This window comes from Streptomyces sp. NPDC002994 (assembly GCF_040611155.1).
Lineage (GTDB): Bacteria > Actinomycetota > Actinomycetes > Streptomycetales > Streptomycetaceae > Streptomyces.
The window spans coordinates 1-24297 of the sequence record NZ_JBEXNQ010000002.1; the positions used below are offsets into that span (position 1 = coordinate 1).

Annotated in this window: 22 protein-coding genes; 2 read left to right on the forward strand and 20 right to left on the reverse strand. The window is 70.6% G+C overall.

Annotated elements, in window-relative coordinates:
* Window positions 1-179 precede the first annotated feature (179 nt).
* From ABZX79_RS01925 to fmt, 3 genes are all read right to left on the reverse strand, one after another.
* Complete coding sequence (locus tag ABZX79_RS01925) at window positions 180-1172, reverse strand: immunity 49 family protein (protein ID WP_355250096.1); 993 nt, start codon at window positions 1170-1172, stop codon at window positions 180-182.
* Between the two features lie 64 nt (window positions 1173-1236).
* The gene (locus ABZX79_RS01930; RefSeq protein WP_355250099.1) at window positions 1237-2697 is read right to left on the reverse strand and encodes a transcription antitermination factor NusB; all 1461 of its coding nucleotides are present in this window, start codon (window positions 2695-2697) and stop codon (window positions 1237-1239) included.
* Window positions 2698-2734: 37 nt separating this feature from the next.
* A complete protein-coding gene (gene fmt / locus ABZX79_RS01935) occupies window positions 2735-3685 on the reverse strand; it encodes a methionyl-tRNA formyltransferase (protein WP_355251006.1) in 951 nt (316 codons plus the stop codon).
* Between the two features lie 263 nt (window positions 3686-3948).
* Here fmt and ABZX79_RS01940 point away from each other — a divergent pair, with 263 nt between their 5' ends.
* Window positions 3949-4494: a hypothetical protein gene (locus tag ABZX79_RS01940; protein WP_355250102.1), complete on the forward strand. Its 546-nt coding sequence runs from the start codon at window positions 3949-3951 to the stop codon at window positions 4492-4494.
* Between the two features lie 138 nt (window positions 4495-4632).
* Here the strand turns inward: ABZX79_RS01940 and ABZX79_RS01945 are convergent, their stop codons facing one another.
* The 14 genes from ABZX79_RS01945 to pyrR form a co-directional block, all read right to left on the reverse strand.
* Window positions 4633-6789 carry a primosomal protein N' gene (locus ABZX79_RS01945; protein ID WP_355250105.1) on the reverse strand — a complete coding sequence of 719 codons (2157 nt, stop codon included), beginning with the start codon at window positions 6787-6789 and terminating at the stop codon, window positions 4633-4635.
* Window positions 6790-6890: 101 nt separating this feature from the next.
* Window positions 6891-8099 (reverse strand): methionine adenosyltransferase, encoded by a 1209-nt coding sequence (gene metK, locus ABZX79_RS01950; protein WP_215137708.1) that lies wholly within the window; start codon window positions 8097-8099, stop codon window positions 6891-6893.
* Window positions 8100-8340: 241 nt separating this feature from the next.
* Complete coding sequence (gene coaBC, locus ABZX79_RS01955) at window positions 8341-9546, reverse strand: bifunctional phosphopantothenoylcysteine decarboxylase/phosphopantothenate--cysteine ligase CoaBC (protein ID WP_355250108.1); 1206 nt, start codon at window positions 9544-9546, stop codon at window positions 8341-8343.
* Window positions 9547-9651: 105 nt separating this feature from the next.
* On the reverse strand, window positions 9652-9924 hold the full coding sequence (gene rpoZ / locus ABZX79_RS01960) for a DNA-directed RNA polymerase subunit omega (RefSeq protein ID WP_028814064.1): 273 nt from the start codon (window positions 9922-9924) through the stop codon (window positions 9652-9654).
* A 28-nt stretch (window positions 9925-9952) separates the two neighbouring features.
* Entirely contained in the window at window positions 9953-10546 is a 594-nt protein-coding gene (gene gmk, locus ABZX79_RS01965; protein WP_355250111.1) for a guanylate kinase, read from the reverse strand.
* Window positions 10547-10585: 39 nt separating this feature from the next.
* A complete protein-coding gene (locus tag ABZX79_RS01970; protein ID WP_028814066.1) occupies window positions 10586-10909 on the reverse strand; it encodes an integration host factor in 324 nt (107 codons plus the stop codon).
* 260 nt (window positions 10910-11169) lie between these two features.
* Entirely contained in the window at window positions 11170-12018 is an 849-nt protein-coding gene (pyrF, locus tag ABZX79_RS01975; protein ID WP_355250114.1) for an orotidine-5'-phosphate decarboxylase, read from the reverse strand.
* Window positions 12015-13124, reverse strand: coding sequence for a quinone-dependent dihydroorotate dehydrogenase (locus ABZX79_RS01980; RefSeq protein ID WP_355250117.1), 1110 nt, complete (start codon window positions 13122-13124; stop codon window positions 12015-12017). The genes pyrF and ABZX79_RS01980 overlap by 4 nt, the downstream gene beginning before the upstream one ends.
* 81 nt (window positions 13125-13205) lie before the next feature.
* A complete protein-coding gene (gene carB / locus ABZX79_RS01985; RefSeq protein WP_355250120.1) occupies window positions 13206-16517 on the reverse strand; it encodes a carbamoyl-phosphate synthase large subunit in 3312 nt (1103 codons plus the stop codon).
* The gene (gene carA, locus ABZX79_RS01990; RefSeq protein WP_355250123.1) at window positions 16510-17646 is read right to left on the reverse strand and encodes a glutamine-hydrolyzing carbamoyl-phosphate synthase small subunit; all 1137 of its coding nucleotides are present in this window, start codon (window positions 17644-17646) and stop codon (window positions 16510-16512) included. The genes carB and carA overlap by 8 nt, the downstream gene beginning before the upstream one ends.
* A complete protein-coding gene (locus tag ABZX79_RS01995) occupies window positions 17643-18224 on the reverse strand; it encodes a hypothetical protein (protein ID WP_355250126.1) in 582 nt (193 codons plus the stop codon). The genes carA and ABZX79_RS01995 overlap by 4 nt, the downstream gene beginning before the upstream one ends.
* Window positions 18221-19507, reverse strand: a complete 1287-nt coding sequence (locus ABZX79_RS02000) for a dihydroorotase (RefSeq protein WP_355250129.1) — start codon at window positions 19505-19507, stop codon at window positions 18221-18223. Before ABZX79_RS02000 ends, ABZX79_RS01995 begins: the two co-directional genes overlap by 4 nt.
* A gap of 2 nt (window positions 19508-19509) precedes the next feature.
* A complete protein-coding gene (locus tag ABZX79_RS02005) occupies window positions 19510-20502 on the reverse strand; it encodes an aspartate carbamoyltransferase catalytic subunit (protein ID WP_355250132.1) in 993 nt (330 codons plus the stop codon).
* 99 nt (window positions 20503-20601) lie between these two features.
* Window positions 20602-21177: a bifunctional pyr operon transcriptional regulator/uracil phosphoribosyltransferase PyrR gene (pyrR, locus tag ABZX79_RS02010; protein ID WP_355250135.1), complete on the reverse strand. Its 576-nt coding sequence runs from the start codon at window positions 21175-21177 to the stop codon at window positions 20602-20604.
* 231 nt (window positions 21178-21408) lie between these two features.
* Here pyrR and bldD point away from each other — a divergent pair, with 231 nt between their 5' ends.
* Window positions 21409-21909, forward strand: coding sequence for a transcriptional regulator BldD (gene bldD / locus ABZX79_RS02015; protein ID WP_093801867.1), 501 nt, complete (start codon window positions 21409-21411; stop codon window positions 21907-21909).
* A 185-nt stretch (window positions 21910-22094) separates the two neighbouring features.
* Here bldD and nusB read toward each other — a convergent pair whose 3' ends face one another.
* From nusB to ABZX79_RS02030, 3 genes are all read right to left on the reverse strand, one after another.
* Window positions 22095-22523, reverse strand: a complete 429-nt coding sequence (nusB, locus tag ABZX79_RS02020; RefSeq protein WP_214976695.1) for a transcription antitermination factor NusB — start codon at window positions 22521-22523, stop codon at window positions 22095-22097.
* Window positions 22524-22525: 2 nt separating this feature from the next.
* A complete protein-coding gene (efp, locus tag ABZX79_RS02025; RefSeq protein ID WP_214976693.1) occupies window positions 22526-23092 on the reverse strand; it encodes an elongation factor P in 567 nt (188 codons plus the stop codon).
* 61 nt (window positions 23093-23153) lie between these two features.
* On the reverse strand, window positions 23154-24269 hold the full coding sequence (locus ABZX79_RS02030; RefSeq protein ID WP_355250140.1) for an aminopeptidase P family protein: 1116 nt from the start codon (window positions 24267-24269) through the stop codon (window positions 23154-23156).
* Window positions 24270-24297: the final 28 nt, after the last annotated feature.

Here is a 24297-nt window from a genome sequence, read left to right on the forward strand (position 1 = left end):
CTTTCAGGACCTGCTGAAGTGCTGGACCGGCATCTGCACCACCTGCGGCCGCCCCCTCGCCAAGAGCAGACCCAAAACCTAACGAAGCACTACTAGTCCGTGTCTTTCGGATCATCGCGAAAGACACGGACTGAGGCTCGGCGCCGTCGGGGCTAGCGGGGTCGCAGGGCGTGGGTGGCCTACTTGGCGGCCCAGCAGCCCAAATTGTTCCGGTTCCCCTCCGCCGCCCGGCGCGGCGCGTCCGGCGATCCCAGCAGACCGTACGGCAGATACCCGGACCGGACACCGAGTTCCCACCCATGGACCTGGACGGCGAGGCAGGCCAGGGCGAGGGTGCCGAGGGGGAGGAGGGACCGAGGCGCGGGATCACCGGCATCGGCCTCGACGCTCTCCCGGTACGCGACCAGCCGGGCGACGAGGGCGTCCTCGAAGGCGTGCTGGTCGTCGTCGAGGAGTACGCGGAGCAGCTGCTGGTCCGCGCTCAGCGCGTCGCCGACCTCGTCGAGCCGCCGGGCGGCCTCCGTGCGCTCCCCGGCGTCCGGCTTGCGCAGCGGAACCGTAGGCCAGTCGCGGGGCAGATCCCCGGCCGCCTCGGTGAGATAGGGGCACAGGGCGTCCATGGCGGCGAGGTCGGCGGGGTCGGAGACGGAGGTGTACCGGTTGTAGGGCACGCCGTCACGGATGGCGGGCGCGTAGTCGTCGCGCAGCAGCAGCCCGGTGACCCGCTCCCAGTCCCACACATGCCCGCTGACGACACACATCTCGAACATGTCGAGCCAGGTCCGCGCGGTGGGCGCCTCCTTGACGACGTCCCGGAAGGTGATGGGCCCGTCCCCGAACTCGTCGTCGTCCGGGTCCGTGCTGATCCGCTCCCCGACGAGGGGGAACCGGAGTTCCTGGTCCCCGCTCGGGAAGCACATGATGCTCAGCACTCCCTGCACACACTCCGCGGCGGTGACGGCGACCGTGCCGGCCGCAGCGTCGAGCCCCGGCTCCGTCACCGTTCGCGCGGCGACATGGTCGAGCAGTTCGTCCGCCATGGCCCGGATCAGCGTCGGCGAGATGCTGCCGTACCGCAGCGAGTGCCACCGCGTGTAGGCCCGCCCGTCGATGTCGTCGAGCGCCTCGGCCAACCGCTGCTCGCCGACCTGATGGCATGTCACATTCCGCACGTACCCCGTCCCTTCATGAACTCCACGACTGGACGAAGCACGTTATCAACGGGCACTGACAGCACTAGGCCGTCCGGCGCAGCAGGGCCAGGTACATCGCGTCCGTGCCGTGCATGTGCGGCCACAGCTGTACGTCGGGACCGTCGCCCAGCGCCGGGACGCCGGGCATCAGCGGCCTGGCGTCGATCCACTCGGCCTCGACCGGTGCGTGCCCACCGCGCCCCTTGAGTACGTCGTCGACGACGATCCGGGTCTCGGCGAGGTGCGGCGAGCAGGTCGCATACCCCACGACGCCGCCCACCCGCACAGCGTTCAGCGCCTCCCTCAGCAGACCGCGCTGGAGCGGAGCGAAGCCCTCCAGATCCTCGGCCCGGCGTCGCCAGCGCGCCTCCGGACGGCGGCGCAGCGCGCCGAGCCCCGAGCACGGGACGTCCATCAGCACGCGGTCGAAAGAGCCCGGGAGCCACGGCGGGTTGAGGCCGTCGGCGGCGATGACCTGGTACGGGCCGGGATTACCCACCAGCGCCCGCTCGACAAGACGCGCCCGGTGCGGCTGCTTTTCGGCGGCCAGCAGCGCGGCGCCGCGCTGAGCGGCGAGCCCGGCCAGCATGGCGGCCTTGCCGCCGGGCCCGGCGCACCCGTCCAGCCAGCGCTCGTCGCGCCCGTCGACGGGCGCGTCGGCCAGAGCGATGGCGACCAGCTGGCTGCCCTCGTCCTGGACGCCGGCGCGGCCCTCGGAAACGGCGGCGATGGCCCCCGGCTCGCCACCCTCGGTCAGCCGTACGGCGTAGGGAGACCAGCGGCCCGGCAGCCCGGAGTCCTCGCCCAGGACATCCAGGAGTTCATCGGCGGTGGAGCGGCCGGGGCGGGCGACGAGCGTCACCTCGGGCCGCTCGTTGTCGGCCTCCAGCAGGTCCTCGAGGCCGGCCCGGCCTCCGCCCAGAGCGTCCCAGAGCGCGGAGACGATCCAGCGGGGATGCGAGTGGACGACCGACAGGTGCTCCTCGGCATCGTCGTCGTACGGCGGAGCGACCTGCTCCACCCAGGCGTCCAGATCCTGCTTGGAGATCTTCCGCAGCACAGCGTTGACGAACTTCGCACGCCCCTCACCGAGCACCACGCGCGCCAGCTCCACGCTCGCGGAGACGGCGGCGTGGGTGGGGATGCGGGTGCCGAGCAACTGGTGCGCGCCGAGCGCCAGCACGTCAAGCACCGGCGGGTCCACCTCGCGCAGCGGCCGGTCGATGCAGGCCCTGATGACCGCGTCGTACGTGCCCTGGCGGCGCAGCGTCCCGTACACCAGCTCGGTCGCGAGCGCCGCGTCGCGCTCGTCGAAGTTGCCCTTGGCGCGGGCCTTCTTCAGCAGCGGTGGCAGGACGAGGTTCGCGTACGCGTCGCGCTCGTCGACGGCGCGCAGCGCCTCGAACGCGAGGAAGCGGACCGGGTCCTTCTGGGGACGCCGGTGCGGCTTGGCCGGACGCTTGGCGGGTCGCTTGGCTGCACTGCTGCTTGGCTGGTCACTCACGAAAAAGGTGCTCCGCTGGAGAGGGGGACGAACCCTCTCAGCCTACGTCCGCCGAGCCCAGGTGTTCGCCCGGGGCGATGCGCACGCCGCGCGCCCAGTCGGCCGCGAGCATCGGCTTCTTGCCCTGCGGCTGCACCCAGAGGAGCTCGACGGGATGCGACCCGGTCCCGACGTACACATTCTTCTTCCCCACGGCGAGCTCACCCGGAGCCAGCCCGAGGTCCGTCCGCTCCGGCAGCGGCTTCACCGCGACCAGCTTGAGCCGCTCGCCGCGGAACAGCGTCCACGCGCCCGGGGCGGGCGTGCAGCCGCGCACGACACGGTCGACGCGCAGTGCGGGAGCCTTCCAGTCGACCTGCGCGTCCTCGACGGTGATCTTGGGTGCGAGCGTGATGCCCTCGGTGGGCTGCGGTACGGCGTGCAGCGTGCCGTCCTCGATGCCGTCCATGGTGGCGGCGAGCAGCCCGGAGCCGGCGAAGGCGAGCCGGGTGAGGAGGTCACCACTGGTGTCGGTGGGCCGTACCTGCTCAGTCACCACTCCGTACACCGGCCCGGAGTCGAGCCCCTCCTCGATCAGGAAGGTCGAGGCGCCCGTGACCTCGTCGCCCGCGAGGATCGCGTGCTGGACGGGGGCGGCGCCGCGCCAGGCCGGCAGCAGGGAGAAGTGCAGGTTGACCCATCCCTTGGCCGGGATGTCGAGGGCGGTCTTGGGCAGCAGCGCGCCGTACGCGACGACGGGGCAGCAGTCCGGCGCGATCTCGCGCAGCCGCGCGAGGAAGTCCTCGTCGCGCGGCCTGACCGGCTTGAGCACCTCGATCCCGGCCTCTTCCGCCCGCGCGGCGACGGGGCTGGCGACGAGCCTGCGGCCACGTCCGGCCGGGGCGTCGGGCCGGGTCACGACGGCGGCAACTTCATGCCGGCCGGAGGCGATCAGGGCGTCCAGGGCGGGTACGGCGACCTCGGGGGTGCCTGCGAAGACGAGCTTCATCGGTGGCGCGGGCCTCTCGGGCAGGAAGGGCGGAACGGGTGCGGCGGGCAAGAGGCGCACCAGTCTATGGGCCTCTGAAGGCCATGACTCCTGGGGGCGTACGCACATCCGCGCGCCCCGCGCATGTGCGCATACGCCCCCAGCAGCGTGACCCCGCGGGCGGGTGACGCGTTGGTCAAGAGAGATTGACCAAAACGGCCCGCACACGCGGCTCCCTTCCCTTCTTCCGCCCCTTATTTCACGCCGGTTCGAGAGGCTTGTTCATGGCCGACCACGCAACCCACGACGCCCAAGCACGGGCCAGCCTGCATCTGTTGGTACGGGACATCGAGCGGGTCCGCCGGCAGGTGGACGCCCTGCGGACCCTCACCGCCCAGCTCGGCAACGTCTACCGCCCGCGTCGCTCCGGCCCTTCCACGGGCTTCGTCGTCTACGGCCGGGCCCCGGCGCCGACCGTCCGCCTCGCCCAGGAGCTGCGGGACAGCGTCGAGACGCTGGTGACCGCCGCCGTGGACTTCGACCGTTCGCTCGGCTTCTCCTGGGACGCGGTCGGTTCGGCGCTCGGGGTGACCAAGCAGGCGGTGCACCGCCGTTACGGCGCGCGGCGGGCGGCACAGCAGACCGGTACGCCCGCCGAAGCCGAACTCCCGGCGGTCGAGACGGCGACCGCTACCCGCATTCTTCCCGCCCCGTCGCCGGTGCCGTCGGTGCCCGCTGCCCGGTCCATGCCGCCGCAGCCGACGGCCGCGACCCACTCCCTGCGCGAGGAGATCCGCCCGAACGCCTTCCCGGGCCCCCGCAACGGCTGACCCCCGCCCGGCCGTCCCGCCACCACGCCGATTGCGCGCCGCACAACGGGACGGCCGAACTGGGAACGCCCCCCCCCAGAACGCCCTACGGGCCTTGTCCTCAATCGCCGGACGGGCTCAATTCCCGCCCTCCCCCACTCAGCCGATGTCCGGCGGATCGATCCTGATCCGCACCGGATCGCCCCCGCCACGAGCCATCCGCGCCGCCTGCGCAGCCTTCAGCGACGCAGCAAGCGCCGCCCCGCTCCCCGGCGGAACCCTCAGCAGCGCCCGCTCCCAGACCTCACCCACCGGGGGGTCGCCCGGTCGGCGAGGCCGCCCGGGCTCCGCGACCGGCAGCGGCACAGGGCCCAGCACCTCCACCTCGCCCGGCAGCTCCGCGGTCGCCAGGAACGCGGCGATCGCCTCCGCCCGCCCGCTCACCGCCGCCATTCGCGACACCGGCGGAAAGCCGAGCTCGGCCCGCTCCGCCAGCTCCCGCTGCGCATGCCCCACGGGATCCCACCGCACCAGCGCCTGCACGGGCCGCAGCGTCGGCTCGGCGACCACAACGACCGTGCCGCCGCCCTCGCCCTGCCCCCTGACCAGCGCCGAGGCGCTTATCCAGCGCCGCAGGGCCTCCTCCCCGGCGCGCAGGTCCTGCCGCCCGAGCATGGCCCAGCCGTCCAGCAGCAGCGCGGCCGCGTAACCGCCCTCGGCCACCGGCTCGGCCCCCGGCGTACTGACGACGAGCGCCGGCACCCCCGGCACGCTCTCCAGCACGTGGTCGCGCCCGGACGTACGCACCGGGACAGCCGGAAACGCCCGCCCCAGCTCCTCCGCCGTACGCCGCGCCCCGACCACCTGGGCCCGCAGCCGCACACTCCCGCACTCGCCGCACCGCCACCCCGCCGCGTCCCGGCCGCACCACCCGCAGTGCAGTTCCTGCTGGTCGGCCGCTTCGAGCGGCCCCGCGCAGTGCCGGCACCTGGCGGGCGTACGACACCGCTCGCACGCCAGGCTCGGTACGTACCCACGCCGGGGCACCTGCACCAGCACCGGCCCGGACTTGAGCCCGTCCCGCACGGTCTGCCACGCCAGACTCGGCAGCCGCGCGGCCCGCGCCGCTCCGTCCCGGGCCACCTCCTCATCGCCCACCGTACGAATCAGCGGCGCCGCGGCCCGCACCTGCTCACGCCCCGCACGCAACGGCACGGCCCACTTGCTCTCCACGAGTTGAGCCGCCTCAACCGTGCAACTGACAGCCCCCAGCAGAAACCCGCACTTACTGTGCTGCGCCCGCAGCTCCAGCACCTCCCGCACATGCGGAAACGGCGCGTGATCGTCGGCGTGACTCGAATCCCCGTCGTCCCACACCACCACCAGTCCCAGATCCGCCACCGGCGCGAACATCGCGGCCCGCGTCCCGACCACCGCCCGCACCGACCCCCGCCGCGCGGCCAGCCACTGCCGGTAGCGCTTCTGCGGCCCGGCGTCGGCGGTCAGCAGCGTGTGGTGCCCCTTGCCCACCAGCGCGGTGAGTGCTGCGTCCACCCGGGCCGCGCTCCGCCCGTCCGGCACCACAACCAGCGCGCCCCGCCCGGAGGCGAGCGTCGCGGCCACCGCACGCGCCAGCTCGTCCGGCCAGTGCGGCCCCGGCAACGCGTTCCACACGGCCCGCGGCGCCCCGCCCGCCGCCAGCTCCCGCAGAAACGCGGGCCCGTACGCATACCGCTCCCACGTCCCGGCCCCCGGCGCCTCCGGCGGCGGCAGCGGCTCCGGCGAAGGCTTCGCCTCGGCCGGCCCGTTCCTCGGCGGAACGGCCAGTTGCAGTACGTCGGCGAGGCTCCCCGCGTACCGGTCGGCGATCGCCCGCGAGAGCGCCAGCAGCTCCGGACCGAGCACCGGCTCCGGGGACACCACATAGGCGAGCGCGGCCAGCGGCCCGGCGTAGTCCGACTCGGCCCGGCGCTCGACGATGAACCCGTCGATCATCCCGCCGCCCTCACGGCGTCCGCCCCGCACGTTGTGCGCCCCGGCCCCGAACCGCACCCGCACCCGCACCCCCGGCTGCGCGACGGCGTCCAGCTCCTCCGTCACGGCATAGTCGAAGTACTGGTCGAGGTGCAGCACCCCCTTGTTGACCATCACCCGGGCAACGGGCAGCTCCTTGGCGAGCGGCGCCCCCCGCCACGTCCGCGGCTTGGCCTTCGGAACCTTCGCCTTCCGCACACTCTCCCGAATGAGCGCAAGCTGCTCCGGCACCCCGGCCCCGCCCCCGGGCTGCTCGTCGGACCGCTCATCGTTCCTGCTCACAGCCAAATTCCTATCAGACCCCACTGACAGCGCGACAAGCACGAAGGCCCCGGACCGATACGGTCCGGGGCCTTCGCGGCCGAGCAGTGCGCCAGTCCTGGTTAGAGGCCGGCCGCCGCGCGCAGCGCGTCCACGCGGTCCGTGCGCTCCCACGTGAAGTCGGGAAGCTCACGGCCGAAGTGGCCGTACGCCGCGGTCTGGGCGTAGATCGGCCGGAGCAGGTCGAGGTCACGGATGATCGCGGCCGGGCGGAGGTCGAAGACCTCGGCGATGGCGTTCTCGATCTTCTCGCTGTCCAGCGTGGCCGTGCCGAACGTCTCCACGAAGAGACCCACCGGCTCGGCCTTGCCGATCGCGTACGCGACCTGGACCTCGCAGCGCGCGGCGAGACCCGCGGCCACGACGTTCTTGGCGACCCAGCGCATCGCGTACGCGGCCGAGCGGTCGACCTTGGACGGGTCCTTGCCGGAGAAGGCGCCGCCGCCGTGGCGGGCCATGCCGCCGTACGTGTCGATGATGATCTTGCGGCCGGTGAGGCCGGCGTCGCCCATCGGGCCGCCGATCTCGAAGCGCCCGGTCGGGTTGACCAGCAGGCGGTAGCCCTCGGTGTCCAGCTTGATGCCGTCTTCGAGGAGGCCGCTCAGGACGTGCTCGACGACGAACTCGCGGATGTCGGGGGCGAGCAGCGAGTCCAGGTCGATGTCGGAGGCGTGCTGCGAGGAGACGACGACCGTGTCGAGGCGGACGGCCTTGTCGCCGTCGTACTCGATGGTGACCTGGGTCTTGCCGTCGGGACGCAGGTACGGGATCGTCCCGTTCTTGCGGACCTCGGAGAGCCGGCGCGAGAGCCGGTGCGCCAGGTGGATCGGCAGCGGCATCAGCTCGGGCGTCTCGTCGCACGCGTACCCGAACATCAGGCCCTGGTCGCCCGCGCCCTGCTTGTCGAGCTCGTCCTCGTCGCCCTCGACCCGCGTCTCGTACGCCGTGTCGACACCCTGGGCGATGTCGGGAGACTGCGCGCCGATGGACACCGACACGCCGCAGGAGGCGCCGTCGAAGCCCTTCTTCGAGGAGTCGTACCCGATGTCGAGGATCTTGTTGCGTACGAGCGTGGGAATGTCTGCGTAGGCCTTGGTGGTCACCTCGCCGGCGACGTGCACCAGGCCGGTGGTGATCAGGGTCTCCACGGCGACCCGGGAAGCCGGGTCCTCCCGCAGGAGCGCGTCGAGGATCGTGTCGCTGATCTGGTCAGCGATCTTGTCGGGGTGGCCCTCGGTCACGGACTCCGAGGTGAACAGGCGGCGGGACACATCGCTCCCTGGGGTTGCAGCGGCTGCTGGCTGAGCATTGATGGAACGGACCGGGAGCTGCGCCCGGCGTCGGTCCGGGACCAGTTTATCGGTCGCTTCCGGTCGGCGGACCATGTGTCTCGCTTCTTGGAGGCCCTGTGACCAGCGGCACTGCATTGTGCGGGACGGCCCTCACCCTTCGCCAGAGCACAATACGCCGGATTCGCACGCGTTTGTGGCTTCCGGCACAGCGAACCACGAATTAACCGAGCCGACGTGTCACGAGGTCCCAGACCGTGTCGGCCAGGGCCTCCTTGGGCCCGTACGGCACCGGAGTCTCGCCCCCGTCGGCGTCGAGCACGACGGCTTCGTTCTCCTCGGAGCCGAACGTCTTGCGCTCCCCCACCTCATTGACGACCAGCAGGTCACAGCCCTTGCGGCGCAGCTTCTCGCGGCCGTTGGCGAGCACGTTGTCGGTCTCGGCGGCGAAGCCGACGACCACCTGCCCGGGCCGCCCGCGCCGCTCGGCCGAGAGCTCCGCGAGGATGTCGGGATTACGGACCAGCTCGACCGCGGCGGGCTCCTGGCCGTCCTTCTTCTTGATCTTTCCCTCGGCGTACGCCGCCGGGCGGAAATCAGCCACGGCGGCCGCCATCACGACCACATCCGCGTCCGCCGCGGCCTTGAGCACGGCCTCGCGCAGCTGCACCGCCGTCCCGGCGCGCACCACATCGGCGCCCGCCGGGTCCGGCAGGCCGGTGTTGGCCTCGACGAGCGTGACCCTGGCGCCACGGGCGACGGCGGTGCGGGCCAGGGCGTATCCCTGCTTGCCGGAGGAACGGTTCCCCAGGTAGCGGACCGGGTCCAGCGGCTCACGCGTACCGCCCGCACTGATCACGACATGCCGGCCTGCGAGATCCGGCTCACTCACGCCCCGCGCGAGAACCCGCCGGCAGACCTCGAAGATCTCGTCCGGGTCGGGCAGCCGGCCCTTGCCGGTGTCCACACCGGTCAGCCGGCCCACCGCGGGCTCGACGACGACCGCGCCGCGGCGGCGCAGCGTCGCGACGTTCTCCTGGGTGGCCGGGTGCTCCCACATCTCGGTGTGCATGGCGGGAGCGAAGATCACCGGACACCGGGCGGTGAGCAGCGTGTTCGTGAGGAGGTCGTCGGCCAGCCCGTGCGCCGCCTTGGCCAGCATGTCGGCGGTGGCGGGGGCCACCACGACCAGATCGGCGGCCTGCCCGATCCGTACGTGCGGGACCTCGTGGACGGCGTCCCAGACCTCCGCCGAGACGGGGTTGCCGGAGAGCGCCGACCAGGTGGCGGCGCCGACGAAGTGGAGCGACGCCTCGGTCGGCACGACGCGTACATCGTGGCCGGATTCGGTCAGCCGTCGCAGCAGCTCGCACGCCTTGTAGGCGGCGATGCCCCCGCTGACTCCCAGCACGACCTTGGGCTTGTCCACTGCGTCTCCCCGCTTCGTACGACGGTTACGTCCCCTATGACACACCACAGGCCCGGCAGTGAGACTGCCGGGCCTGTGGTGAAAAAGATTTCCTGCGCCTGCTGACTACTGCGCCGGACCCTCAATGGCCTCGGAGGTCAGCAGACCCGCGTTGATCTCGCGCAGGGCGATCGAGAGCGGCTTCTCGTGGACGTGGGTGTCCACCAGCGGACCGACGTACTCGAGCAGACCCTCACCGAGCTGCGAGTAGTACGCGTTGATCTGACGCGCGCGCTTCGCCGCGTAGATCACGAGGCTGTACTTCGAGTCCGTAGCCTCGAGCAGCTCGTCGATCGGCGGGTTGATGATGCCCTCGGGCGTGGAAATGGAAGAGGACACGCTCTACCTTCCGATAAGTGAACAGAGATCAAGCAACTTCCATCAAGGCTAGCAGCTCACGCGCTACGTCCTCGACGGAGGTGTTGACCAGGGTGGTGTCGAACTCCGCCTCCGCGGCGAGTTCGATCTTTGCGGCCTCGAGACGGCGCTCGATGACATCGGGCGCCTCCGTGCCGCGGCCGGTCAGCCTGCGGACCAGCTCGTCCCAGCTGGGCGGGGCCAGGAAGACCAGTTGAGCCTCGGGCATCGATTCACGGACCAGCCGTGCACCCTGGAGATCGATCTCCAGGAGCACGGGCTCGCCCGCTTCGAGCCGCTCGCTCACGGCACGCCGGGGCGTGCCATAACGATTGCCGGCGAACTCGGCCCATTCCAGCAGCTCACCATTGGCGACGAGCTTGTCGAATTCGTCGTCGCTGACGAAAAAGTACTGGATGCCGTGGCGCTCGCCGGGTCGCGGCTTGCGTGTGGTGGCCGACACCGAGAGCCATACCTCGGGGTGGACCTTGCGCATATGGGCGACGACCGTGCTCTTGCCGACACCCGAAGGGCCGGAGAGCACGGTCAGCCGCGGACGTACGTCCGGGGGTACGGGGGTCGTCCCCCGGGATGTTGCAGCCATGGATGCGATTATCCAGGTTCTCGGGGGTGCCCGAGAACGTCAGGCAGCTCCGCCGCCGAACTCGCGCTCCAAAGAGGCGATCTGGTTGGAGCCGAGACCGCGCACACGACGGCTCTCGGAAATCCCGAGCCGCTCCATGATCTGCTTGGCGCGGACCTTGCCCACGCCCGGCAGAGACTCGAGAAGGGCGGAGACCTTCATCTTGCCGACGACGTCATTCTCCTGTCCCTGCTTGATGACCTCATGGAGCGAGGCGCCGGAGTGCTTGAGTCGATTCTTGACCTCGGCCCGCTCCCGGCGAGCCGCGGCGGCCTTTTCGAGCGCGGCTGCGCGCTGTTCAGGGGTAAGGGGCGGAAGAGCCACGCCTACGTCACCTCGGATGTCGAACTGTCGGATACGGACCGGTGAGGAACCTAGTCGCCCCACACCAGGGCGAGCAACGAACAGCGAGCTGCAAAACAACGAGCTGCACGTTTGCTCTCGACGGAGACTAGCGGCCATGACCGCTCCAGTCAGCGAGAAGCAGCGAAAAGTCCTGGTCAGCCTCTGTCGACTAAGGCATATCAGACATAACACCCCGGTTTTCGGTCAGGATTCCGTCAACATGAATCGCTGACACCCCGTTACGCGCCCGAGACGGCCGCCCTGACCTCGTCTGCGAAGCGAGAAGCGGACTCTCGCAGTCCGGCAATATCGGGCCCGAAGCGCAGTACACCGCGGCTCACGCTCGGTACGACATTGCCGACGGCCGACCCGAACACACCCGGAAGGTCCGCCGGCGTCGCGCCCTGCGCCCCGATGCCCGGAGCCAGCAGCGGACCGTTGATCGCGAGATTTACACCCGCGTCGCCGAGCGTCGCGCCGACCACCGCGCCGACCGACCCGAGCGGCTCGGCGCCCTCGTTCTCGGCCGCCATGTGGTCGAGCATGAGCTGCGCGAGCGACCGGCCGTCGGCGGCGGTGGCCCGCTGGACCTCGGCGCCCTCGGGATTGGACGTGAGCGCGAGTACGAAGACGCCGCAGCCGTTGATCACGGCGGCGTCCAGCGCCGGGCGCAGCGAGCCGAAGCCGAGGTACGGCGAGACCGTCACCGCGTCCGAGAAGAGCGGCGAGCCCTTGTGGAGGTACGTCTCGGCGTACGCGCCCATCGTGGAGCCGATGTCACCGCGCTTGGCGTCCATCAGCACCAGCGCGCCCGCCGCCCTGGCCTCCTCGACCGCCTTCTCCAGTACGGCGATGCCTCGCGAGCCGAAGCGCTCGAAGAACGCCGACTGCGGCTTCAGTACGGCGACCCGGTCGGCCAGCGCCTCGACGACCGTGCGGGTGAAGGTCTCCAGGCCCTTGACGTCGTCGTTCAGGCCCCACGAGCTGAGCAGCGAAGCGTGCGGGTCGATGCCGACGCAGAGCGGTCCGCGGGTGTCCATGGACCGGCGCAGGCGGGCGCCGAAGGTTTCGACGGTCGCTTCAGTCACTTGGCAGTCTCCCGGGTCCCGGCGCCGACAGCCTCGGCGAGCGTGGCGTACGGGCTGTTCGCGAGACGCTCGGCGAGGCCCTGGTGGATCGCGCGGGCCCAGAACGGGCCCTCGTAGATGAAGGCGCTGTAGCCCTGTACGAGCGTGGCGCCCGCCAGGATGCGCTGCCAGGCGTCGTCGGCGTTCTCGACGCCCCCGACCCCGACCAGGGTGATCCGGTCCCCCACACGGGCGTACAGGCGGCGCAGGACCTCAAGGGAGCGCGCCTTGACGGGCGCTCCGGACAGTCCGCCGGTCTCCTTGACGAGAGCGGGGTCCGACTTCAGGCCGAGGCCCTCGCGGGCGATGGTCGTGTTGGTGGCGATGATGCCGTCCAGGCCGAGCTCCAGGGCCAGGTCGGCGACGGCGTCGACGTCCTCGTCGGCCAGGTCGGGCGCGATCTTGACGAGGAGCGGCACGCGGCGGCCGGTGACCGTACGGTCGGCCGCCTCACGCACCGCCGTCAGCAGCGGGCGCAGCGACTCGGTGGCCTGGAGGTTGCGCAGTCCGGGGGTGTTCGGGGAGGAGACGTTGACGACCAGGTAGTCGGCGTGGCCGGCGAGGCGCTCGGTCGAGGTGACGTAGTCGGCGACGGCCTCCTCTTCCGGGACGACCTTGGTCTTGCCGATGTTGACGCCGACGACGGTCCTGAAGACCGGGTTACGGGCCGCCAGGCGGGCCGCCACGGCCTCGGAGCCCTCGTTGTTGAAGCCCATGCGGTTGATGAGCGCGCGGTCCTTCACGAGGCGGAAGAGGCGCTTCTTGGGGTTGCCGGGCTGCGGCTGGGCGGTGACCGTACCGATTTCGATGTGGTCGAAGCCGAGCATCGACATGCCGTCGATGGCGACCGCGTTCTTGTCGAAGCCGGCGGCGAGGCCGAACGGGCCGTGCATGCGCAAGCCGAGCGCCTCGGTGCGCAGCGAGGCGTACCGGGGCGCGAGGACGGCGGCGACGAAGGTGCGCAGGACCGGGACGCGGGCGGCGAGGCGGATCCAGCGGAAGGCCATGTAGTGGGCCTGCTCGGGGTCCATGCGCTTGAAGATGAGGTTGAAGAAGAGTTTGTACACGGTGCGTTCCTCGGGGGCTCGGGTTGCGGGCTGGGCTCATGAAGAGGGGGACACCGCATCCGGTGTCCCCCTCCTGGGCCGCTAGACCTCGCGGGCCGCTGTCAGGCGTTGTGCGTGTTCCTGAAGGGAACGGACCCCGACATCGCCGTGGGCGAGCGCGTCGATGCCCTGGACGGCGGCCGCGAGGGCCTGGACCGTCGTGAGGCAGGGGACGCTGCGCGCCACAGCTGCCGTACGGATCTCGTAGCCGTCGAGGCGGCCGCCGGTGCCGTACGGCGTGTTGACGATGAGGTCGACCTCGCCGTCGTGGATGAGCTGGACGATCGTCCGCTCGCCGTTCGGGCCCTCGCCCTCGCTCAGCTTGCGTACGACGGTGGCGTTGATGCCGTTGCGCTTGAGCACCTCGGCCGTACCGGAGGTGGCCATCAGCTCGAAGCCGTGGGCGACCAGTTCGCGCGCCGGGAAGATCATCGTGCGCTTGTCGCGGTTGGCGACCGAGATGAACGCGCGGCCCTTCGTCGGCAGCGGACCGTACGCCCCGGCCTGCGACTTGGCGTACGCCGTGCCGAAGACCGAGTCGATGCCCATGACTTCACCGGTGGAGCGCATCTCCGGGCCGAGGACGGTGTCCACGCCGCGGCCCTGGATGTCGCGGAAGCGGCTCCACGGCATCACGGCCTCCTTGACGGAGATCGGCGCGTCGAGCGGCAGCGTGCCGCCGTCGCCGGTCTTCGGCAGCATGCCCTCGGCGCGCAGCTCGGCGACGGTCGCGCCCAGCGAGATGCGGGCGGCGGCCTTCGCGAGCGGCACCGCGGTCGCCTTCGAGGTGAAGGGGACGGTGCGCGAGGCGCGCGGGTTGGCTTCGAGGACGTACAGGATGTCCCCGGCCATCGCGAACTGGATGTTGATCAGTCCGCGTACGCCGACGCCCTTGGCGATGGCCTCGGTCGAGATCCGCAGCCGCTTGATGTCGAAGCCGCCGAGGGTGATCGGGGGCAGCGCGCAGGCGGAGTCGCCGGAGTGGATGCCGGCTTCCTCGATGTGCTCCATGACGCCGCCGAGGTAGAGCTCGGTGCCGTCGTAGAGGGCGTCGACGTCGATCTCGATGGCGTCGTCGAGGAAGCGGTCGACCAGGACCGGCCGGGTGGGGCTGATCTCGGTGGACTCGGCGATGTACGAGGAGAGGCGCGTCTCGTCGTACACGATCTCCATGCCGCGTCCGCCGAGCACGTACGACGGGCGTACGAGGACCGGGTAGCCGATCTCGTCGGCGATGGCCTTGGCCTCGTCGAAGGTCGTCGCGGTGCCGTGCTTGGGGGCCGGCAGTCCGGCCTCGGCGAGGACGCGGCCGAAGGCGCCGCGGTCCTCGGCGGCGTGGATGGCCTCCGGCGGGGTGCCGACGACCGGGACGCCGTTGTCCTTGAGCGCCTGGGCGAGGCCCAGCGGGGTCTGGCCGCCGAGCTGGACGATGACGCCGGCGATCGGGCCCGCGAGGGTCTCCGCGTGGACGATCTCCAGCACGTCTTCGAGCGTCAGAGGCTCGAAGTACAGGCGGTCGGAGGTGTCGTAGTCGGTGGAGACGGTCTCCGGGTTGCAGTTGACCATCACGGTCTCGTAGCCGGCATCGCTGAGTGCGAAGGAGGCGTGGACACAGGAGTAGTCGAACTCGATGCCCTGGCCGATACGGTTCGGGCCCGAGCCGAGGATGATCACCGCGGGCTTCTCGCGCGGCGCGACCTCGCTCTCCTCGTCGTACGAGGAGTAGAAGTACGGGGTCTTCGCGGCGAACTCGGCGGCGCAGGTGTCGACCGTCTTGTAGACCGGGCGGACGCCGAGGGCGTGCCGGACCTCGCGTACGACGTCCTCGCGCAGCCCGCGGATCTCGGCGATCTGGATGTCGGAGAAGCCGTGGCGCTTTGCTTCCGCGAGCAGGTCCGGGTCGAGCTTGTCGGCGGCGGCGAGCTCGTCCGCGTGCTCCTTGATGAGGAACATCTGGTCGACGAACCACGGGTCGATCTTCGTGGCGTCGAAGACCTCCTCGGGGGTGGCGCCGGCCCGGATGGCCTGCATGACGGTGTTGATGCGGCCGTCGGTGGGAACCTTGGCGGTCTGCAGCAGCGCCGCCTTGTCGCCCGGGTCGCCGGTGAAGGCGAACTGGCTGCCGGTCTTCTCCAGTGAGCGCAGGGCCTTCTGGAGCGCCTCGGTGAAGTTGCGGCCGATCGCCATGGCCTCGCCCACCGACTTCATGGTGGTGGTGAGGGTGGCGTCGGCGAGCGGGAACTTCTCGAAGGCGAAGCGCGGCACCTTGACGACGACGTAGTCGAGCGTGGGCTCGAAGGACGCCGGGGTCTTCTCGGTGATGTCGTTCGGGATCTCGTCCAGCGTGTAGCCGACGGCGAGACGGGCCGCGATCTTCGCGATCGGGAAGCCGGTGGCCTTGGAAGCCAGCGCGGACGAACGCGACACCCGCGGGTTCATCTCGATGACGATGATGCGGCCGTCGTCGGGGTTGATCGCGAACTGGATGTTGCAGCCGCCGGTGTCGACGCCGACCTCGCGGATGATCGCGATACCGACGTCACGCAGCCGCTGGTACTCGCGGTCGGTCAGCGTCATCGCCGGGGCGACGGTGATCGAGTCGCCGGTGTGCACGCCCATCGGGTCGAAGTTCTCGATGGAGCAGACGACCACGACGTTGTCGTTCTTGTCGCGCATCAGCTCCAGCTCGTACTCCTTCCAGCCGAGGATGGACTCCTCCAGGAGCACCTCGGTGGTCGGCGAGAGCGTGAGGCCCTGTCCGGCGATGCGGCGCAGCTCGTCCTCGTTGTGCGCGAAGCCGGAGCCGGCGCCGCCCATGGTGAAGGAGGGGCGTACGACGACGGGGTAGCCGCCGAGCGTGTCGACGCCCGCGATGATGTCGTCCATGGAGTGGCAGATGACCGAGCGGGCGGACTCGCCGTAACCGATCTTGGCCTTGACGGCCTCGACGACGCCCTTGAAGAGCTCGCGGTCCTCGCCCTTGTTGATGGCCTCGACGTTGGCGCCGATGAGCTCGACGCCGTACTTCTCCAGCACACCCTGCTCGTGCATGGAGATGGCCGTGTTGAGGGCCGTCTGGCCACCCAGCGTCGGCAGCAGCGCGTCGGGGCGCTCCTTGGCGATGATCTTCTCGACGAACTCCGGCGTGATCGGCTCGACGTACGTGGCGTCGGCGATCTCCGGGTCGGTCATGATCGTCGCCGGGTTGGAGTTGACCAGGATGACGCGCAGGCCCTCGGCCTTGAGGACCCGGCAGGCCTGCGTGCCGGAGTAGTCGAACTCCGCGGCCTGGCCGATGACGATCGGACCGGAGCCGATGACCAGGACGGACTGGATATCGGTGCGCTTAGGCACGCTGGCCCTCCATGAGCTGTACGAAGCGGTCGAACAGGTACGCGGCGTCGTGCGGGCCCGCTGCTGCTTCGGGGTGGTACTGGACGCTGAAGGCCGGCTGGTCGAGCAGCTGGAGGCCCTCCACCACGTCGTCGTTCAGGCAGACGTGGGAAACCTCGGCGCGCCCGTACGGGGTCTCGGAGACCTTGTCGAGCGGGGCGTCGACGGCGAAGCCGTGGTTGTGCGCGGTGACCTCGACCTTGCCGGTCGTACGGTCCTGCACGGGCTGGTTGATGCCGCGGTGGCCGTACTTCAGCTTGTACGTGCCGAAGCCGAGCGCGCGGCCCAGGATCTGGTTGCCGAAGCAGATGCCGAAGAGCGGCGTCTTGCGGGCGAGGACGTCCTTGATGACGGTGAGGTCGACCGTGGACGGGTCGCCGGGGCCGTTGGAGAGGAACACGCCGTCGGGGGCGACGGCGTACACGTCCTCGGCCGTGGCGGTGGCGGGCAGGACGTGGACCTCTATGCCGCGCTCGGCCATCAGGTGCGGGGTCATGCCCTTGATGCCGAGGTCGATCGCGGCGACGGTGAACTTCTTCTCACCGATCGCGGGGACGACGTACGGCTCGTCGGTGGAGACCTCGGCGGCCAGCGAGGCGCCCACCATCTGGGGGGCCTCCTTGACGCGGGCGAGCAGCGCCTCCTCATCGGCCAGTGCCTCGCCGGAGAAGATGCCGACGCGCATCGCGCCGCGCTCGCGCAGATGGCGGGTGAGCGCGCGGGTGTCGATGCCGCTGATGCCCACGATGCCCTGCGCGACGAGCTGGTCGTCGAGGGAGCGGCGGGAGCGCCAGTTGGAGGGGATGCGGGCGGGGTCGCGTACGACGTAGCCGGCGACCCAGATCTTGGCCGACTCGTCGTCCTCGTCGTTCACGCCGGTGTTGCCGACGTGCGGGGCCGTCATGACGACGACCTGACGGTGGTACGACGGGTCGGTGAGGGTCTCCTGGTAGCCGGTCATGCCGGTGTTGAACACCGCCTCGCCGAAGGTCTCCCCCACGGCCCCGTAGGCACGGCCGCGGAAGCTGCGGCCGTCCTCCAGGACGAGTACGGCGGGAGCCTTGGCGGCTCCCCGGGTGGAGATCGTCATCGTGCGGTGCCTTCCGTAGAAATTCGTGTCATGGAGTTGATGGCCTCGACCCAGGCCGTGTGCTCGGCCGCGCGGTCGGAGCGGAAGCCGGAGTCGATCTGCTGGTCGCCGTGCTGCCAGGTGACGACCAGCAGGCCGCCTTCGGCGAGGACCTTGCCCGCGATGCCCTTGTCGAGCCTGGCCTCGCGCAGCGCCGCCGCCGGGACGAAGAAGTCGGCCGCCCCGGGGCGTACGACCTCAAGGCCCGCGTCGGTCAACCTCAGCTCTGCCCTGCTGCGCGTCCCGAGACCGTGGGCCACGATCCGGTCGAGCCACTGCCCGGCGGTCGTCGAGCCGTGGTAGCGGCCGCTCATGCTCAGCTTCGCCTCACCGGGCGCTTCGGGCGCGGTGGGCAGGGCCGGGAGGTCCGACTGGAGGGTGGCGCGCCACTTCCAGCCCTGGCGCATCAGCCAGTACACGAGCGCGATGAAGAGCAGCAGCCCGACGACCCAGCCGATGCGGGCGGCCCAGTCGGTCACTTCGGCCGACTTCCGCTCCGCGGCGGCGGCCTCGGCGGCCAGATGGATGAAAGGTGTCACGCCAGATTCCCGTCGACGACCGTTGCGCGGCCCCGCAGCCAGGTGTGGGTGACGCGACCCGGCAGCTCACGGCCCTCGTAGGGGGTGTTACGGCTGCGGGAGGCGAAGCCCGAGGGGTCCACTGCTCCAAGGTAAGCCGGATCGACCAGCGTGAGGTTGGCAGGCTCGCCTGCCGAGACGGGACGGCCGTGGCCCTCCAGGCGGCCGATGGCGGCCGGGCGGAAGGACATGCGGTCGGCGACGCCGGACCAGTCGAGCAGGCCGGTGTCGACCATCGTCTGCTGGACGACGGACAGGGCGGTCTCCAGACCGACCATGCCCATGGCCGCCGCCGCCCACTCGCAGTCCTTGTCCTCGTGCGGGTGCGGGGCGTGGTCGGTGGCGACGCAGTCGATCGTGCCGTCGGCGAGAGCCTCGCGCAGGGCCATGACGTCGGCCTCGGTCCTCAGCGGCGGGTTCACCTTGTAGACCGGGTTGTACGTACGGACCAGCTCGTCCGTCAGCAGGAGGTGGTGCGGGGTGACCTCGGCCGTGACGTTCCAGCCCTTGGACTTCGCCCAGCGGACGATCTCCACCGAGCCGGCGGTCGACAGGTGGCAGATGTGCACGCGCGAGCCGACGTGGGCGGCGAGCAGCACATCGCGGGCGATGATCGACTCCTCGGCGACGGCCGGCCAGCCGCCGAGACCCAGCTCGGCGGAGACGATGCCCTCGTTCATCTGGGCGCCCTCGGTCAGGCGGGGCTCCTGGGCGTGCTGCGCCACGACGCCGTCGAAGGCCTTCACGTACTCCAGCGCGCGGCGCATGATCACGGCGTCGTCGACACACTTGCCGTCGTCGGAGAAGACCTTCACGCCGGCGGCGGAGTCGTGCATGGCGCCGAGCTCGGCGAGCTTCTTGCCCTCCAGGCCGACGGTGACGGCTCCGACGGGCTGCACGTCGCAGTATCCGGACTCCTTGCCGAGGCGCCAGACCTGCTCGACGACACCGGCCGTGTCCGCGACCGGGAAGGTGTTGGCCATGGCGTGGACGGCCGTGAAGCCGCCGACAGCAGCGGCCTTCGTACCGGTCAGGACGGTCTCGGAGTCCTCGCGGCCGGGCTCGCGCAGGTGCGTGTGCAGGTCGACGAGGCCGGGCAGCAGGACCTTGCCCTCGGCCTCGACAACGGTCGCGCCTTCAGCGCTCAGTCCCGTACCGACCTCGGCGATCGTCTCGCCGTCGATCAGGACGTCCTGCGGCTCGCCGCCCAGTACTTTCGCACCGCGGATCAGGATCTTGCTCATGATTACTTGTTCTCCTCGGTGCGTGCCTGGGGCGAGCTGGGGCTGATGGCGGACTCGTTGCCGCCGAGAAGCAGGTACAGGACGGCCATCCGGGTCGAGACGCCGTTGGCGACCTGCTCGACGGCCGTGCAGCGGTCGGAGTCCGCGACCTGGGCCGTGATCTCCATGCCGCGGTTCATCGGGCCGGGGTGCATGACGATGGCGTGCTCGGGCATCCGCGCCATCCGGTCGCCGTCCAGCCCGTAGCGCCGCGAGTACTCGCGCTCGGTCGGGAAGAAGGCGGCGTTCATCCGCTCGCGCTGCACACGCAGCATCATGACCGCGTCCGACTTCGGCAGCACGCTGTCGAGGTCGTACGAGACCTCGCACGGCCAGTGCTCGACGCCGATCGGCACCAGCGTCGGCGGCGCGACGAGCGTCACCTCGGCGCCGAGGGTGTGCAGCAGGAGGACGTTGGAGCGGGCGACGCGGCTGTGCAGTACGTCGCCGACGATCGTGATCCGGCGTCCTTCGAGGTCACGCCCAATCCCCGCGTCGGCGCCGACGAGCCGGCGGCGCATCGTGAACGCGTCGAGCAGCGCCTGGGTGGGGTGCTCGTGCGTACCGTCGCCCGCGTTGACGACGGCGCCGTCGATCCAGCCTGAGGTGGCGAGGCGGTAGGGGGCTCCGGAAGCGCCGTGCCGGATGACGACGGCGTCGGCGCCCATCGCCTCCAGGGTGAGCGCGGTGTCCTTGAGCGACTCGCCCTTGGAGACGGACGAGCCCTTCGCGGAGAAGTTGATGACGTCGGCGGAGAGGCGCTTGGCGGCGGCCTCGAAGGAGATGCGGGTGCGGGTCGAGTCCTCGAAGAAGAGGTTGACGACCGTACGTCCGCGCAGGGTCGGCAGCTTCTTGATCGGCCGGTCCGCGACGCGGGCCATCTCCTCGGCGGTGTCGAGGATCAGTACGGCGTCGTCGCGGGTGAGGTCGGCGGCCGAGATGAGGTGACGCTTCATCTGGTGCTCCGTGGTTCGTGAGGGGCGCGTGTGTGGAGGCGGGCAGGAGGGCAGGCCGGTGCACGGCCCCGGCGGTCCGGGTCCGTACAAAAGGCCCCGCTACTGCTCGCCGGCCGGAGCGGTCTGCTGGAGACCGAGCAGCACGGCGTCGCGGCCGTCCTCCTCGGAGAGCTGGACCTTGACCGTCTCCCGCAACGACGTGGGGAGGTTCTTGCCGACGTAGTCGGCGCGGATCGGCAGTTCCCGGTGGCCGCGGTCGACGAGGACCGCCAGCTGTACGGCGCGGGGGCGGCCGATGTCGCCCAGCGCGTCCAGCGCGGCCCGGATCGTACGGCCGGAGAAGAGCACGTCGTCGACGAGCACGACGAGCCGGTCCTCGATGCCGTCACCGGGGATCTCGGTACGGGCGAGGGCCCGCGCGGGGCGCATACGCAGGTCGTCGCGGTACATGGTGATGTCGAGGGAGCCGACCGGCATGGTGCGGCCGGTGATCTGTTCGAGTCTGGCGGCCAGCCGGCGGGCCAGGAAGACGCCGCGGGTGGGGATGCCGAGGAGCACCACGTCGTCGGCACCCTTGGCGCGCTCGACGATCTCGTGGGCGATGCGGGTCAGTACCCGCTCGATGTCCGGGCCCTCGAGAACAGGGCGCGGGGCATCGGAATTAACCGTGTCCATTGGAAACGGACCTCCTTCTCCGCCTCACGGGACGGACCTTAAAGGACGTCGGAATTGCGCCACCCACCGTACCAGCACTATTCGGCCGCCCTTGCGAGACCCCCCGCGTAGGCGGTCTGGACCCATTCGGCTTGACGCACCCAAGTAACGCTGCGTAACCTCACAGTGAGTTACCAAGTGAGACCAGCCGCGCGGCCGAGCCGCACGTCGTCACAGCGTCCGGGGAGCCATATGTCCAGCGAATACGCAAAACAGCTCGGGGCCAAGCTCCGCGCCATCCGCACCCAGCAGGGCCTTTCCCTTCATGGTGTCGAGGAGAAGTCCCAGGGCCGCTGGAAGGCCGTCGTGGTCGGCTCGTACGAGCGCGGCGACCGTGCCGTGACCGTACAGCGCCTCGCCGAGCTGGCGGACTTCTACGGCGTCCCGGTCCAGGAGCTCCTGCCGGGCACGACGCCGGGGGGCGCCGCCGAGCCGCCGCCGAAGCTGCGCCTGGACCTGGAGCGCCTCGCTCACGTCCCGGCCGAGAAGGCGGGCCCGCTCCAGCGTTACGCCGCGACGATCCAGTCGCAGCGCGGCGACTACAACGGCAAGGTCCTGTCGATCCGTCAGGACGACCTGCGCACGCTGGCCGTCATCTACGACCAGTCGCCCTCGGTCCTGACCGAGCAGCTGATCAGCTGGGGTGTGCTCGACGCGGACGCGCGCCGTGCGGTCGCTCACGAGGACGCCTGAGTCCGAGCGGCGCCAGCAGAAACGTAACGCCGGGGCCGGCGGAAGCTTTCGGGCTTCCGCCGGCCCCGGAGTTCTTCGTATATCGCCCCGCGGCCGAACGCAACGAAAGGGCCCGCAGCACGCTCAAAAGCGCGCTGCGGGCCCTTTCAGCCGTTAATAACCCCGGCAGGGCTTTTCACTGGCTACTACTGGCGACGCAGACTCGGCTTGAGGTCCTTGAAACGGCCCAGGAGGCCGTTCACGAAGGACGGGGAGTCGTCGGTGGAGAACTCCTTGGCGATTTGCACCGCCTCGTCGATCACCACCGCGTCGGGCGTCTCGTCCATCCACACCAGCTCGTACGTGCCGAGCCGCAGGATGTTCCGGTCGACGACCGGCATCCGGTCGATCGTCCAGTCGACGGCGTACGTGGCGATGAGCTCCTCGATGCGGTCCGCGTATTCCGCGTACCCCTCGACGAGCTGCATCGTGTACTCGCTGACCGGCGGCTGACGCGTGTCGGTCCGGGCATGCCGCATCCAGTCCGCGAGGACCGTCTGCACGGACTCACCGCGCTGGTCGGCCTCGAAGAGGATCTGGAAGGCGCGCTTGCGCGCCGTATTCCGGGCAGCCACGGTTAGCTGTTCACCCGGCCGAGGTAGTCGCTCGTGCGCGTGTCGACCTTGATCTTCTCACCGGTGGTGATGAAGAGCGGAACCTGGATCTCGTGGCCGGTCTCCAGCGTGGCGGGCTTGGTGCCGCCGGTGGAGCGGTCGCCCTGGACGCCCGGGTCGGTGTGCTGGATGGTGAGCTCGACGGCGGCCGGGAGCTCGACGTAGAGCACCTCGCCCTCGTGCTGGGCGACGGAGGCGGTGAAGCCCTCGATCAGGAAGTTGGCGGCGTCGCCGACGGACTTCCGGTCGACCATCAGCTGGTCGTAGGTGTCCATGTCCATGAAGACGAAGTACTCGCCGTCCATGTACGAGAACTGCATGTCGCGCCGGTCGATGGTGGCCGTCTCGACCTTCACACCGGCGTTGAAGGTCTTGTCGACGACCTTGCCCGACAGCACGTTCTTGAGCTTGGTGCGCACGAAGGCAGGGCCCTTGCCGGGCTTGACGTGCTGGAACTCGACGACGGACCAGAGCTGGCCCCCGTCGAGCTTGAGCACCATGCCGTTCTTGAGGTCGTTCGTGGAAGCCACGGTTGCGGAATCTCCTGGACTGAAGGCTGGTGGGACCGAGGAAGCGCGCTGCGGCACTGCACTACAGCGCGAGCAGCTCCTTGGTCGTAATGGTGAGTAGCTCGGGTCCGCCGTCCGCCTCGGGGCGCACGACGAGCGTGTCATCGATCCGGACACCGCCCCGGCCCGGGAGGTGGACCCCCGGTTCGACGGTGACCGGCACACAAGCGTCCAGTTTACCCATGGCCGCAGGTGCCAGCTGCGGGTCCTCCTCGATTTCGAGCCCCACACCGTGCCCGGTCTGCGGCGGGAGGGCCTCGCCGTGGCCCGCCGAGGCCAGTACATTGCGGGCCGCGCGGTCGACTTCGCGGTACTCGGCGCCCGGCACGAGCGCCTCCCGGCCCGCCCGCTGAGCGGCGAATACGACGTCGTACAGCTCCACCTGCCAGTCGGCGGGCGTCGTACCGATGACGAAGGTACGGCCGATCTCGCAGCGGTAGCCGCGGTAGTTCGCGCCGAGGCAGACGGAGAGAAAATCACCCTCTTCGACCCGCCGGTCCGACGGCCGGTGCCTGCCCAGGCCGGCGTGCGGCCCGGTGGCGACCGAGGTGGGGAAGGCGGTCCCGTCCGCCCCGTGGTCCACCAGGCGGCGCTCGAGTTCCAGGGCGAGATGCCGCTCGGTGCGGCCGACGAGGATCGATTCGAGCATTTCGCCGAGGGCCTGGTCGGTGATCTCGGCAGCGATCCGCAGGGACGCGATCTCTTCCTCGTCCTTGACGATCCGCAGCTGCTCGACGGCGCCGGCGAGGTCGCCCAGGCGCAGCCGTGGGGCGACCGAGGCGAGCGCCCGGTGCCGGGCGACCGTCAGGTGATGCTCCTCGACGGCGAGCGAGTCCGCGCCGGCCGCCGCCGCCGTCCTGGCCGCCGCGACGACGGCGTCGCCGCCCGGCGCGGGCAGGACCGTGATCCGCAGCTGTTCGTCGGGGCGCCCGTCCGCCGGGTCGACGACCGACGTACCGGGGCAGACCAGCACGTCGGCCTCTCCGGCGGACGGCCCCAGCAGGAGGACTGCGCCGGGCGGGGCTCCGCCCGCCAGGTAGCGGACGTTGGCGGGACGGGAGACCAGTGCGGCGGCGCTGCCGGCAGCGGCGCACCGGTCGCGCAGCCGTCCCCGGCGGACCGCATACAGCTCTGACATGTTTCGAGCGTACGAGCGCGGGCGCCGT

What these genes read in the sequence shown, in the direction of transcription:
- ABZX79_RS02005 (WP_355250132.1), bottom strand. Translation starts at nt 20,502, where the DNA reads ATGAAGCGTCACCTCATCTCGGCCGCCGACCTCACCCGCGACGACGCC.
- gmk (WP_355250111.1), bottom strand. Translation starts at nt 10,546, where the DNA reads ATGGCTGCAACATCCCGGGGGACGACCCCCGTACCCCCGGACGTACGT.
- ABZX79_RS01940 (WP_355250102.1), top strand. Translation starts at nt 3,949, where the DNA reads ATGGCCGACCACGCAACCCACGACGCCCAAGCACGGGCCAGCCTGCAT.
- fmt (WP_355251006.1), bottom strand. Translation starts at nt 3,685, where the DNA reads ATGAAGCTCGTCTTCGCAGGCACCCCCGAGGTCGCCGTACCCGCCCTG.
- ABZX79_RS02030 (WP_355250140.1), bottom strand. Translation starts at nt 24,269, where the DNA reads ATGTCAGAGCTGTATGCGGTCCGCCGGGGACGGCTGCGCGACCGGTGC.
- ABZX79_RS02000 (WP_355250129.1), bottom strand. Translation starts at nt 19,507, where the DNA reads ATGAGCAAGATCCTGATCCGCGGTGCGAAAGTACTGGGCGGCGAGCCG.
- pyrR (WP_355250135.1), bottom strand. Translation starts at nt 21,177, where the DNA reads ATGGACACGGTTAATTCCGATGCCCCGCGCCCTGTTCTCGAGGGCCCG.
- bldD (WP_093801867.1), top strand. Translation starts at nt 21,409, where the DNA reads ATGTCCAGCGAATACGCAAAACAGCTCGGGGCCAAGCTCCGCGCCATC.
- carA (WP_355250123.1), bottom strand. Translation starts at nt 17,646, where the DNA reads ATGACGATCTCCACCCGGGGAGCCGCCAAGGCTCCCGCCGTACTCGTC.